We start from the raw sequence: 12,477 nt of genomic DNA, 5'->3' as shown, positions 1-12,477 counted from the left end.
ATGAAAGACCGGGAAATTTTGCTGATTGTTACTTCTGTAATTCTCACTTTAATATTTTCAAACTTATCATTATTTCTGAAAAGCTTTGCTTCAACTCCTTTCGCCAGTCCCGAAATTAAACAAGCCGCGCGCCAGATTGAAATAGACGGTTTCCGAAAATCAGAACAAGATTTTTGGAGCAAAATTAAAGAGATTAACTTCGATAGCCTCCCCAAAAAATCAGAACTTCCTCCTGTCAAAACCGAAACAAAAGCGGCAATTGCGCCCCCAAAACCTGCTAAAAAACCCACTCCAGCTAAACCCAAGCTGACCAGACCTTATCGCAGATTTTTATTTATAGGAGATTCCGTAATGTTCGACTTAGGAATTCAACTCCAGTACACTCTTAAGAAAAAATACAATATCTCCGATACAAAAATTGACTACAAGGTATCGACCGGATTAAATCGGATAGATTATTATGACTGGTATGCCAGAACTCGCCAAGTTCTTAATAATTATCAGCCCGATGTAGTGATAGTTTTGTTCGGAGCAAACGACCCTCAAAATATCATTGATTCTCAAGGAAAAGCTCGGGTTTTTATGACCCAAGAATGGCAAAAAGCTTATCAAGAAAGAGTTGAAAAATATGCAAATTTACTGGATTCGTCATCCGTAAGAAAAGTGTATTGGATCGGTCAATCTATACCTAAGAAAAATTTTTATATCAAAGCTTTTCCCGTCATGAACAATATTTATAAAAATTCCAGCAAATCTTCAGCAAAAATTGAATTTATTTCGACTTGGGAGACTTTTGCAAAAGGCGGGAAATTTGTTCCAGTAGTTGCTAATAAATCGGGTAAGCGAGGCTATGTAAAAAATAATGACGGGTTGCACTTTACCTCCCACGGAGCTCAAATTATCAGCGACTTAATCGTTGACGAAATGGTGACGGACAAAATATTAAAAGCTCCGACAAAGAAATGACTGTAGTAGGTTGGGTTGCGTGACCATACCTAAAATTTTGACATTTGACCGATTATTGCAAAATAATATTAGATTTAGTTGGGGATGCACATTTGCTTTGCTAAACCAGGTTGAGAGGAAAAATCTGGGATTTAGTCAGGAGAAATTTACTTGTGAAACCGCGTTTCTAGCTCCCTATGCTTCCGGGAAGAATATTGACAAAAACCAGTAGTAGATGTAAAGTTGAATAAAGCATAAAATAACGGCGTCAATATCTAACAATTGTCATGGCGACAAATTATGACGAGCAATCTGTGGAAAGTCGATCGCACTAGCATCCCTGAGTCAATCGGGTGCAGCGGCACAGCGCTAATCTTCATTCTCACTAAATATACTCAACCCTGGCAAAGAATAAACATAGTTGAAAAAACCCTGCAACAGTGCGGTAGCGAGCCTTTTGCTGAAGTTGTGGGCGTACCGAAAAGCGGAATATTCAGAGAAAATATACCCGAATCCGTCAGAAAACCGCATCCGAATTTGCTGTTTCGCGCTTTGGGGATTCAGGCATTGGGGAAGGTGCGAGATGAGCTGATATCAAGTGAGAGAGCGGCTAGAGCAAGTGATTTTAGCAAAAATCTGCTGGCGGCGTTAGAACAGGAAGCGGTAGGGGGATCGACTCCTTTAATCCGGTGGTCTGCGGCTGTTACTATTAAGTCAATTTGGTTGGATGAAGCTGGACAACGACAAGGAAAAGAAGGTGCTGTCAATGTCACAATCAATGCAGGGGAAATTGAGCGGCTGGTTGTAGAAGAGCAAATTAAACTGTTAGGAATCAACAAATTTGCTTTGGGCGACAGTAGAAATGACAGCAGCAAGGAATATGAGAATTGTCTCGATTTTTGGGTGTACGGCCCTAGCTGGCTGCTGCCGGGCCTGCCAATGGATTGCGAGGAATATCTGTTTTGGATCGAGAGAGTATTTGCTGCGATCGCACTTGCGGGCCCGTACAAATTGAATGCCAAAAAGGATGCAGCGGTAACAAACTTTTTGGAAGTTGCGGAAAATAATTTTAATGACTTGGAATTCTCCAAAATACTTGCCAAAATTTTTGAGTTCCTGCACCACCCGGAAGCGAGAGTCAAAAATCTAGCTGCAATTATTTTAGAACCTTACAAAGACAAGCTTGACCGGAAATCGGCGCAGATTCTGACAGCGCTCGTATATAAATTTAATGTAAAACATCAGCCCTTAGAATGTCTGACTATTCCCGAAATAGAGGAGTGCAAAGCGTCACTGTATCTAGATAAAATGGAAATTGACAAGGTGTATAGTGAGGCTTTGTCGCTGTGCGGCGATGGGGATGTCGAGATGGCAAGTTTCTTGTCAGCTAAACAGAGGGAATACCAAAATACTGTAGACGACCAGATCAACAATCTCAGCAAGTTAGTTAAGTCGATCGTAGATTGCCAGAGCTTGTTAGATGCTAATAGGGAACTTTTGTATTTGACTATAGAGCGGCTGCAAAAATGGGATTACACCCTAGGCCATAAACTGTCTGTGTACCGCAAGAAACTCCAAAATCTCAGTTTTGACAAAAGCACCTCCGAGCAGTGCATAAACCTCGACAACGAGCTAAATTATATCAGAGAGTCTTTGCAATATACTTTGTATGAAGTCACATCAAAAATTAACAGTCTAATTAGAGATTTAGAACTTTCTGTGTCTAAAAATAACAAGACTGCAACAGATATGTTTAAGTGGACGTGGGTATTGTTCGGGGTGTGGTTTTCAGTAGGGCTGCTCTTGTATTTATCGGATTCAGTGATTAACTCGATATTCACCGTCAACTACAAAAGCGAATTTGTAGTTTATTGGACTATTTTCTTTATTGTGATGGTGGTATTTTTGTCATTATTAGCTGTCTTCTTTTCGGCGCTAGCTGCCTTAGACAAGCGCCGAGAAGCTAAATTAATCCCTAAATTTGATAGTTTAAGTCAAATAGGCAACAGTTTTTCTATTTTGTGGCAAAAGAGTTACTTGCAGCAGTTTGTACCGTCGGTGCGATCGCATTAAAAGTTTCAGTTGACTGTTGACTGTTGACAGTTGACTTTTGACAGTTGACTGTTGTCAAAAGGAAAACGGAAGAGGGAAGATAGTTTTTCCTTCCCCTTCCCCCTCTTAAGAAAGTTAGGATGCGGTTGTTGCTGCTACTTTCTGGGTGTTGCTACCTTGATTTTGCAGTTGAATTAATTCAACTTTATATCCATCTGGGTCTTGCACAAAAGCGATGACAGTTGAACCGTGCTTCATCGGGCCGGGTTCCCGAATAACTTTACCACCGCGAGCTTTAATTTCTTCGCAAGTACCGTAAATGTCGTCAACGCCGATCGCAATATGACCGTAAGCATCCCCTAAATTATACTCTGTGACGCCCCAGTTGTATGTTAATTCCAAAACTGTAGTGTCGGATTCATCGCCGTAGCCCACAAAAGCCAGAGTAAATTTACCATCTGGATAGTCCTTTTGCCGCAGCAATTTCATGCCCAGAACCTCAGTGTAAAATTTGAGGGATTCTTCCAGGTTGCCGACTCGGAGCATCGTGTGTAGTAGTTGCATTTAGCTCACTCCAAATTCTTTAAGCTTTCATCTATTTTAGCGATTTCTTGCTAAAAAAACTGGCGCCTCAACCGTCGCAGTTGCCGCAGGTTGACAACTGTCTATTTGATTTAGCTTTGTACTTCCACCACACCCCTAAACATATTCATGCCGCAAGTAAATAGGTATCGTCCAGGTTTATCAGGGGTGAATTCAACAGCCGTTACCTGATTTAGAGGTAATTCTCGCACAATATTAAAATCTGGTAACAACACTTTTTCAAGACAACTGTTGGGGTCGCGTCTCAAGAAATTGAGCCTGACTAATTGACCTACTTTTACAACTACAGTGGCAGGCTCATAACCCCCGTCTACAGTAATAGTCAACTCTTGTATCCCCTGAATATATTCAGCTTGCTGCCCTTGAGATTTACTGAACAAAAACCACCACAATTCCAAACCAATTAATGTCAAACCACCTATTGTGACGCCAACTTTTAAACCTAGTGGCTGTTCAATGCTGCGGAATTGAGTCGTTGAATTAGAATGCTGGACGGACATTTCTGAAGCTTGAACTCCCGATACAATTCCCATCACAAGTCCCAAACTCGCGAGACTTCCCCAAATTTGACTGGGCTGTAACATTTTTCTAATTCCTCCAAATTTAGGCAATAGATTTTGGTTTAAAATTCCGCAATCGCAAAGCATTAGTAACTACAGATACTGAACTGAAAGCCATTGCTGCACCGGCGATAATTGGATTGAGCAGCCAGCCGAAAATCGGGTACAAAATGCCCGCCGCGATCGGTATTCCAGCGATGTTGTAAATAAACGCAAAAAACAGATTTTCGCGGATGTTCCGCATGGTGGCGCGGGAAAGTTTAATTGCTGTAACTATGCCTTGCAAATCTCCAGAAATTAAGGTAATGTCGCTGGCGGCGATCGCCACATCTGTGCCGGTGCCGATCGCAATTCCCACGTCTGCTAAGGCCAAAGCCGGTGCATCGTTAATTCCGTCTCCCACCATCGCGACAATTTTTCCTCCCCGTTGCAGGGCTTGGATTTGAGCTGCTTTTTGGTCGGGTCTAACTTCGGCAAAAACGCGAGTAATGCCCACGGATCGGGCGATCGACTCCGCAGTCGCGCGGTTGTCCCCCGTCAGCATCGCCACCTCCAAACCGAGTTTTTGAAGCGCTTTCACGGCCTGCGCGGACGATGGTTTGAGAGCATCCGCAATCCCCAGAATTGCCTCTATTTTGCCCTCTACAGCCATCCAAACAACCGTTTTGCTCGCAGCTTCCAAAGCTCTCCCGCGCAGTTCCAGATATTCAGTATCGCAGCCTAGTTCCTGCATCCACCTCAGCGTTCCCAGGGCGATCGACTTTCCGCCTACAACCCCGCGAACACCACTCCCGGCGATCGCCTCAAAATCCTTAACATCTGTCAAATTCACCTCTTGAGATTGAGCGTACCTAACAACAGCTTCGCCCAAAGGATGCTCCGAATTTCGCTCTACAGACGCCGCCAATTGCAGCAACTTTAACTCATTGCTGTTCGCCGTTCCTTTTATTGTCACAAAATCAATTACAGTCGGCTTGCCTTCTGTGAGAGTGCCAGTTTTATCTAACACGATAATTTGGATTTTATGAGCCAATTCTAAACTTTCTGCTCCTTTAATTAAAATCCCATTTTCTGCACCTTTACCCGTGCCAACCATTACAGCAGTCGGAGTAGCTAAACCCAAAGCGCAGGGACAGGCAATAATCAGGACTTCCACCATTGTCACTGTGGCTAGAGTGAAGTTTCCCGTCGCGTTAAACCAGATAATAAAAGTAGCTAAAGCGACGGAAATTACTACAGGAACAAACCAACCAGTCACTTGGTCTGCTAACTTTTGAATCGGTGCTTTTGAACCCTGTGCGTCCTGCACCATCTTGACAATTTGAGCTAAAAATGTATCTTTGCCAACTCTTGTTGCCCGAAACTTGAAGCTGCCAGTTTTGTTGATTGTGGCTCCGATAACTTCGTCGCCAAGCTGCTTTTTGACAGGCAAACTTTCTCCCGTAACCATTGCTTCGTCTACTGTGGAATAGCCTTCAATTACCTCTCCATCTACGGGGATTTGCTCTCCCGGCCGCACCTGCACGACATCGCCAATTTCCACTTGGGCGATCGGCACTTCCAACTCTTCCCCGTTGCGAATTATCCGAGCAGTTTTTGCTTGCAAACCCATGAGTTTGCGAATGGCTTCGGAAGTCTCTCCCTTCGCCCGATTTTCTAGGGTTTTCCCCAACAAAATTAAGGCGATAACGCTGGCTGCAACTTCGTAGTAAACGCCAGAATTTAAACCTTGGGCTGTGAATAAACCTGGGAAAAATGTCACAAATACAGAATAAAAGTAAGCAGCACTTGTACCCAAGGCAATCAGAGTATCCATTGTCGCCACCCGCCGTTTTAGGGATTTCCAAGCTCCCACATAAAACGATTTCCCGCACCAAAATTGTACGGGGGATGTCAGGACTAATTGCAGCCAATAATTGTGCAGCCATGCGGGAATAAATGGCAGGTGCAAGCCGGTCATCGCTGGAATAGCGCCCACAACTAGCAGGATGCTGATGATGCCTGCTGTCCAGAGTTTCCGCTGCAAGGTTTGAGATTCCGATTTGCGATCGGCTTGTTCGGAATCATCCTTTGTGGCAGCCATTTCTGGAAGTGGCAAAGCTTGGTATCCCGCAGCATCAACAGCCGATTGAATTGTTTCTAAGTTTGTTTGCTTGGAGTCGTATTGGATGGTTGCTTGTTCCATCCCAAAATTGACGTGACACTCAATTACGCCGGGAACAGATTCAATTGCTTGTTCGATAGAGGCAGCACAAGAAGCACAACTCATGCCCCGCAATTTAAGTGTGAGATTGTCCATAGATGCCCTCCTAAGTTATAAAGTTACCTTCTATCTTCAAATGACCAATAATTTATTGATGGTACAAGCCCCCGGATTTATCCGTGGAATCAATTAACGTGCGACGTACTCCTGTCGTGGAGAATCAAAAATTTTAGACTCTTGTTAAATCTCCCAGATTCAAAGCTGCAAGTAAATCTAAAATCTAAAATCTAAAATCTAAAATTGACTTGCTGGATAGCCAGCAGATGCGATCGCTTTCCTAACTTCACTTTCCGACTTAGCGGTTTGAATCGCAACCAATTTTGTCTTGAGATCCGCCTCAACACCAGCGGCTGAGTCAATGGCTTGGACTGCTTTTGTTATTGTATTCGCACAAGCAGAACAAGCCATCTTAGGAACTTTTAGCTGTAAAGTCATAGTTTGAACCTCAGCAGAAACTACTCTGCTCAATAAATGAATTAACTCCATTGTAAAGTCTCCAGTTCACTGGAGAGTCAAGGGGAATTGCGAAATAAATCAGAAATTCTGAAAAAAGTGGTTTGACACGCTACCCATAGGGGTAAGGCGCGCACTGTGCACCCTAGATAATTCGGTTGTCAGTCCTGTAAATTTTAAATTTGAGTTCGATCGACAGCACAGCAATAATTCTTTACAATTCCGAGACAAAAATTTCATCCTAATTTCATTTATATGTGGAAAGCTGAAGATAAATGGCAGTTTTAAGGATATAAAATCGATGAAACCAATTTCATTAAAAACAGGCTTTGCAGCCCTGATATTGACCGCCGCAGCCGCTTTAACCAGCGGAGTGCTTGCAGCTTGTTCAAAAGCCCCTTCCAGCGAAACTCAAGCCCCAAATGTTACGGCTGCAACCGAAGCAAGCAACAAGCAAGACATGGCACAAGGCGGCGGCATGGGTGGCATGAATCATGGCATGAATCACAATATGTCAATGGATTTAGGCCCGGCTGATGCCGACTACGATTTGCGATTTATTGATGGCATGACAGTACACCATCAAGGTGCTGTAAACATGGCTAAAGAGGTACTCAATAAATCCAAACGTCCGGAAATGAAAAAACTAGCAAATAACATTATTGCTGCTCAAAACCGCGAAATCAATCAAATGAAAGAGTGGCGAAAAACTTGGTATCCCAAAGCCAGCAGTACGCCAATGGCTTATCACGCTCAAATGGGTCACATGATGGCAATGACTCCCGAACAAATGCAAAGCATGATGATGAGTATGGATTTAGGGGCTGCTGACGATCAGTTTGATTTGCGGTTTATCAATGCGATGATTCCCCACCACGAGGGAGCTTTGGTGATGGCTGAAGATGCTTTGAAGAAGTCAAAACGCCCGGAAATGAAGAAATTAGCTCAAGAAATTCTGACTTCGCAAAAGCAAGAAATTGAGCAAATGAAACAGTGGCGGCAAGCTTGGTACAAACAGTAATTTAGCTCACCTCAACAAAACCTGATACAAATCCACAACATGAGTGACATGAATCACGTTAGGTCAAATGTTCAGGAAATACTTGCTTTACAAAAGCCAGAAATTGAAGACATGAAAAAGTGGCGACAACTTTGGTACAAACAGTAATTTAGCTCGACTGTGGCTGTCAGCATTTGTCTGACTCCACCTCAGTTTCCTTAGATTACCTAAATGTAGACTATTGAGCGGCTCTACGTCTAAAGTAGTAGAAGGTTACGTAAAAATACTGTAGACTATTGAGCGGCTCTACGTCTAAAGTAGTAAAAAGTTACGTAAAAATACTGTAGACTATTGAACATTCCTACCTCTAAAGTAGTAGATAAGTCAGCAAAAAGCTATATAGATAGACGGGGTACTTTATGATCTTGAACAGCTTGGAATTAAACACAACTTATAAATCAAATGCAGCCGTAGAGGAGCTAGTGAGCGCATTAACAAACGAAATTGAAGCGCGAGCAGAGATAAAAAAACCTGAAAAAAATCTACAGCACAATCGCTTGTCATTAGGCGAAACTTATCTTCGTATTTTAGAAGCTGGTGGGCATCTGGGCTGCTGATGCGAAATTTCATCCTAATTTCATTTGACCGTGAAATACTAGGTTGAGTAGAGCATTTCTAGCTCTCGGTCATTGCTTAGCGGTCGCTTCTTGGAAAATGCTAATAAGTAACTTTACTTAATGGGTATCACTTACTTACCTTGGCAAAATACCAACTGCTAAACCTGTGGCACTCAACCTGATTTCAAGGACAATGCCAACGATGATATTCCACAAATATGCTCAATCTCCGGCAATTATTAGCAGCTTTTCGGGAAGTTTGTTCAGCATAATTTTGCTAAGTTCTCCTGCCGCTGTTTTTGCCCACGCTGGCCACGGAAATGAATTTCACCAAAGCGGCGAAACAACTCAAACTCCTGCTGCTATTTCTGTGGATGCCGAAACAGCAAAACGATTAGGAATTAAAGTCTCCCCTGCTGCGCCCCAGCGACTAGATATCGGCATTAAAACCACAGGACAAATTGAAACTTTACCCAACGAAAAAGTAGAAGTTACGGCTCCTGTTGCTGGGAAAGTAGTAGAGTTGCTGGTTAAGCCTGGGGACAAAGTATCAAAAGGTCAACCAATTGCGGTTTTATCGAGTTCAGAATTAGGACAGTTGCGGGTTGAATCTCTCTCAAAACGTGCCGAAGCTGAGGCAGATTTGCAGCAAGCGGAAGGCGATCTCAAACTAGCACGAGAAAATTACGATCGCCAACTTCAAATATCCGCAGCAGAAATCGCCCAAGCCCAAACCCAATTGACAGCAGTAACTAAGCAGTACCAGCGAGAACAAGAATTAGTAAATAATCGTTCCGTGGTGCAAGCCGCTAAAGAAAACTATCAGCGTCAAGTTGAAATAGCGCAAGCCGAAATAGCGCGGGCAGAAACAGAATTAACTATTGCTAAAGAACAGTTCGATCGCGATCGAGAATTAGCGGCATCAGGGGCGATCGCGCGGCGCACAATGCTGGAATCGCAAGCCCACTTCGCCGAAGCAAAAGCCGCTGTTGCTAAGGCAAAAAGCCGTCCAGAAGTTATCAAAGCCCAAACCGAAATTAAACAAGCCGAAGTAGACCTCCCTATGCGCGAATTGCGGGAATCTCAAGGCAGAGTAGCAGAAGCAAAAGCTCAACTTACCAGAGCTCAGAGCCGCCGGGAAGTCCTAGAAGCCGAGAACCAAGTCAAACGCGGCAAAACTGCAGTCGAAGTCGCTCAATCGCGCATTCGCTTGGCTGACGCAGCCTATCAAGCGCGGCTCCAACAATTAGGAACTGTCGCCAACGATCGAGGACTTGTTACCGTAGTTGCTCCGATTTCGGGGACGGTAGCCGATCGCGAAATCACCCCAGGCGAGTCAGTAAACGCTGAAAAACCGTTGATGAGTCTCTTAAATGACAGCCGCGTTTTTGCCACAGCCAATATTTACGAAAAAGACCTGAATCAAGTTAAACAGGGTCAGGAAGTCAGGGTAAAAGTCGCTAATTTACCCGATCGCACTTTCAAGGGAAAAATCGCCTTAATTGGGTCATCCGTGTCAGGAGAAACGCGGGTTGTGCCGGTGAAAGCAGAACTAGATAATATTAACGGCGAATTAAAGCCCGGACTGTTTGCGGAATTGGAGATTTTAACCGACAAAACTGCCACAAATATTTTAGCAATTCCGAATGCGGCGGTAGTGGATGTTAGCGGGAAAAAAACCGTTTACGTCCAAAATGGCAATGCTTATCAAGCGGTTGAAATTGAACTCGGTCAAACTGCCGGAGATTTAGTTGAAGTGAAGAGGGGTTTATTCGAGGGAGATTTGATAGTAACGCAGCGAGCACCTCAACTTTACGCACAATCTTTACGGGGCGACAGCAAGCCCTCAAAAGACGAGGCAAAGAAAGACGCAACTCCACAGGTAACAGAGGTTAATTTTAATAATTTACCCGTGTTTTTATGGTGGGCGGGAATAGGGGGAGGAGTTGCGATCGCATCGCTGACTTTCACAGCCGGCGTGTTGTGGGGAAATCGGCGCAAATTGCCAGCAATAGCAGCGGATTCTGGAAACAATGCTGCAAATAATGGTTTTTCCGCCTCTGCATCGGCGTTGGACAATGAACTGCTGTTACACAATGACAACCATCACCTTAAAACTCAAGAGGCAGAAGTCAATCGATTTTAGATTTGAGATTTGAGATTTTAGATTGAAGCATTGACCCCACGGATAAATTCGGGGGGCAAGTTTCTCGGATACACGTTTTTTATTTCTGGACGGATGAATCCGGGGGCTTGTATCCTGGATGCTTTCGGTCAAGAGTTTGAAGTAACAGCACGACACGGAAGTCACGGATACAGGGATAGTTGTTTTTATCAATGCCCAATTCCCAATTCCCAATTCCCAATTCCCAAATTATTAAATGTTCAGCACTATTCTTAGATGGGTAATTAACCGCCGCTGGCTAGTTTCGCCTTATCCCAGTTGGCGAAAGTTCGGAGTAAGATAGAATTACCAATTACCAATTACCTAACTAAATGTTCAGGACTATTGTAGTTGCACATACTCACTGCGGAAGTCCTAAGATGTTTAAGAAAAGTATCTTTACTCAAATTCTCACCTCGTTCATCACTTTTGTACTGGTTGTTGCTTGCAGTCAAACCAATCAACCTACCACCACCACCACTAATACTCCGAGCAATACACCAGCAGCAGCTACACCCAATTGGGCCACTGCCCTTCCAATTGGAGCAGCATTCTCGCAAACCAGCAACTATGCTCTTTTAGCTCAGGAATCAGTGGGTGGTGCCAAAATTGCTGAGAAATATTTCAACGACAGGGGAGGTGTTAATGGTACTCCTATTAAAATGGTGTTTCAAGACACTGGAGGAGATGAAGCAGGAGCCATCAACGCCTTCCAAACTCTAATTAATCAAGATCGAGTGGTTGGCATTGTTGGGCCATCGTCTTCTCAGCAGGCATTTAGTGCCAATCCAATCGCAGAACGAGCAAAAGTGCCAGTCATTGGCGCATCGAATACTGCCAAAGGGATTCCTGAGATTGGTGAGTATATTGCGCGTGTCTCTGCACCTATTTCGCTTGTAGCTCCCAATGCAGTAAAGGCAGCGCTTAAGCTTAATCCTAAGATTAAAAAAGTCGCTGTCTTTTATGCTCAAAATGACGCTTTCACGACATCGGAGACAGAAATTTTCCAGCAAGCGATTAAAAACCAAGGGCTGGATATCGTCACCGTCCAAAAGTTCCAAACTACTGACACGGACTTCCAAGCTCAAATTGGTAATGCACTCGCTCTCCAACCCGACTTAGTTGTTATTTCAGGATTGGCAGCCGATGGAGGTAACTCGATCCGGCAACTGCGGGAACTGGGTTATCAAGGTACGATCGTTGGCGGCAATGGTTTGAACACGTCTAATATCTTCTCGGTGTGTCAAGCACTCTGCGATGGTATTATCATTGCTCAAGCCTATAGTCCCGAAGCCCCCGGCGAAATCAATGCTGCCTTCCGCAATGCTTATGTAAAGCAAAACAAGAAGGAACCACCGCAGTTTACTGCTCAAGCCTTCACTGCCGTACAAGTATTCGTGGAAGCCTTGAAAGCTTTGGATAGTAAAACCAAACTCAGCGCGTTGTCATTGTCAGAGTTACGCACAAAGCTGAATCAGCAAATCCTAGCTGGCAAGTACAATACTCCTCTCGGTGAAATTGCCTTTACCCCTGAAGGTGAAGTTGTACAGAGCCAGTTTTACATTGCTCAAATCAAGATGGATGTAGATGGAAATAATGGCAAGTTCATCTTTTTGAAGTAAGTCAAAAGAGTGCATATTATATGATTTGAGATTTGAGATGACTTATGAATTCGGGTTGAAAGTTAAAAGATTTCATCCTAATTTCATTTTTGGGTGTCAAGCTAAATAGAATGGCTATTTAACACTGTTCAGCCAAGGAATCGCGGGAAAAGCTAGGGCAGCCGGAGCCTTTAATATCGGCTAAATTTTATTGTTAAA

General features: G+C 43.7%; 10 protein-coding genes. 6 read left to right on the top strand and 4 right to left on the bottom strand.

Going from position 1 to position 12,477, the window contains the following annotated elements; all coding sequences use genetic code 11:
- Both QUA99_RS00820 and QUA99_RS00815 read left to right on the top strand, forming a co-directional pair.
- Nucleotides 1-966, top strand: coding sequence for a DUF459 domain-containing protein (locus QUA99_RS00820; RefSeq protein ID WP_333234524.1), 966 nt, complete (start codon nt 1-3; stop codon nt 964-966).
- 279 nt (nt 967-1,245) lie between these two features.
- Nucleotides 1,246-3,018 carry a hypothetical protein gene (locus QUA99_RS00815; RefSeq protein ID WP_333234523.1) on the top strand — a complete coding sequence of 591 codons (1,773 nt, stop codon included), beginning with the start codon at nt 1,246-1,248 and terminating at the stop codon, nt 3,016-3,018.
- 114 nt (nt 3,019-3,132) lie between these two features.
- On the opposite strand, the gene gloA is transcribed toward QUA99_RS00815, so the two are convergent.
- The 4 genes from gloA to QUA99_RS00795 all read right to left on the bottom strand — a co-directional run bounded on the left by gloA (nt 3,133) and on the right by QUA99_RS00795 (nt 6,858).
- On the bottom strand, nt 3,133-3,561 hold the full coding sequence (gene gloA, locus QUA99_RS00810; protein WP_333234522.1) for a lactoylglutathione lyase: 429 nt from the start codon (nt 3,559-3,561) through the stop codon (nt 3,133-3,135).
- 110 nt (nt 3,562-3,671) lie between these two features.
- Nucleotides 3,672-4,184, bottom strand: a complete 513-nt coding sequence (locus QUA99_RS00805; RefSeq protein WP_333234521.1) for a cupredoxin domain-containing protein — start codon at nt 4,182-4,184, stop codon at nt 3,672-3,674.
- Between the two features lie 19 nt (nt 4,185-4,203).
- The gene (locus QUA99_RS00800; RefSeq protein ID WP_333234520.1) at nt 4,204-6,459 is read right to left on the bottom strand and encodes a heavy metal translocating P-type ATPase; all 2,256 of its coding nucleotides are present in this window, start codon (nt 6,457-6,459) and stop codon (nt 4,204-4,206) included.
- Nucleotides 6,460-6,657: 198 nt separating this feature from the next.
- On the bottom strand, nt 6,658-6,858 hold the full coding sequence (locus tag QUA99_RS00795) for a heavy-metal-associated domain-containing protein (RefSeq protein WP_333234519.1): 201 nt from the start codon (nt 6,856-6,858) through the stop codon (nt 6,658-6,660).
- Between the two features lie 319 nt (nt 6,859-7,177).
- Between QUA99_RS00795 and QUA99_RS00790 the strand changes: the two genes are divergently transcribed.
- The 4 genes from QUA99_RS00790 (at nt 7,178) to QUA99_RS00775 (ending at nt 12,279) form a co-directional block, all read left to right on the top strand.
- Entirely contained in the window at nt 7,178-7,897 is a 720-nt protein-coding gene (locus QUA99_RS00790) for a DUF305 domain-containing protein (RefSeq protein WP_333234518.1), read from the top strand.
- 398 nt (nt 7,898-8,295) lie between these two features.
- The gene (locus QUA99_RS00785; RefSeq protein WP_333234517.1) at nt 8,296-8,493 is read left to right on the top strand and encodes a hypothetical protein; all 198 of its coding nucleotides are present in this window, start codon (nt 8,296-8,298) and stop codon (nt 8,491-8,493) included.
- Between the two features lie 202 nt (nt 8,494-8,695).
- Entirely contained in the window at nt 8,696-10,639 is a 1,944-nt protein-coding gene (locus QUA99_RS00780; RefSeq protein ID WP_333234537.1) for an efflux RND transporter periplasmic adaptor subunit, read from the top strand.
- A 398-nt stretch (nt 10,640-11,037) separates the two neighbouring features.
- On the top strand, nt 11,038-12,279 hold the full coding sequence (locus QUA99_RS00775) for an ABC transporter substrate-binding protein (protein ID WP_333234516.1): 1,242 nt from the start codon (nt 11,038-11,040) through the stop codon (nt 12,277-12,279).
- The last annotated feature ends 198 nt before the right edge of the window (nt 12,280-12,477 follow it).

Source organism: Microcoleus sp. F10-B2, assembly GCF_036704965.1.
Taxonomy (GTDB): Bacteria; Cyanobacteriota; Cyanobacteriia; order Cyanobacteriales; family Microcoleaceae; genus Microcoleus.
This window is presented reverse-complemented; position numbering and strand designations above follow the sequence as displayed.

Bases quoted from the DNA above. Each gene is read 5' to 3' on its own strand.
- QUA99_RS00820 (WP_333234524.1), top strand. From the start codon at position 1: ATGAAAGACCGGGAAATTTTGCTGATTGTTACTTCTGTAATTCTCACT.
- QUA99_RS00815 (WP_333234523.1), top strand. From the start codon at position 1,246: ATGACGAGCAATCTGTGGAAAGTCGATCGCACTAGCATCCCTGAGTCA.
- gloA (WP_333234522.1), bottom strand. From the start codon at position 3,561: ATGCAACTACTACACACGATGCTCCGAGTCGGCAACCTGGAAGAATCC.
- QUA99_RS00805 (WP_333234521.1), bottom strand. From the start codon at position 4,184: ATGTTACAGCCCAGTCAAATTTGGGGAAGTCTCGCGAGTTTGGGACTT.
- QUA99_RS00800 (WP_333234520.1), bottom strand. From the start codon at position 6,459: ATGGACAATCTCACACTTAAATTGCGGGGCATGAGTTGTGCTTCTTGT.
- QUA99_RS00795 (WP_333234519.1), bottom strand. From the start codon at position 6,858: ATGACTTTACAGCTAAAAGTTCCTAAGATGGCTTGTTCTGCTTGTGCG.
- QUA99_RS00790 (WP_333234518.1), top strand. From the start codon at position 7,178: ATGAAACCAATTTCATTAAAAACAGGCTTTGCAGCCCTGATATTGACC.
- QUA99_RS00785 (WP_333234517.1), top strand. From the start codon at position 8,296: ATGATCTTGAACAGCTTGGAATTAAACACAACTTATAAATCAAATGCA.
- QUA99_RS00780 (WP_333234537.1), top strand. From the start codon at position 8,696: ATGATATTCCACAAATATGCTCAATCTCCGGCAATTATTAGCAGCTTT.
- QUA99_RS00775 (WP_333234516.1), top strand. From the start codon at position 11,038: ATGTTTAAGAAAAGTATCTTTACTCAAATTCTCACCTCGTTCATCACT.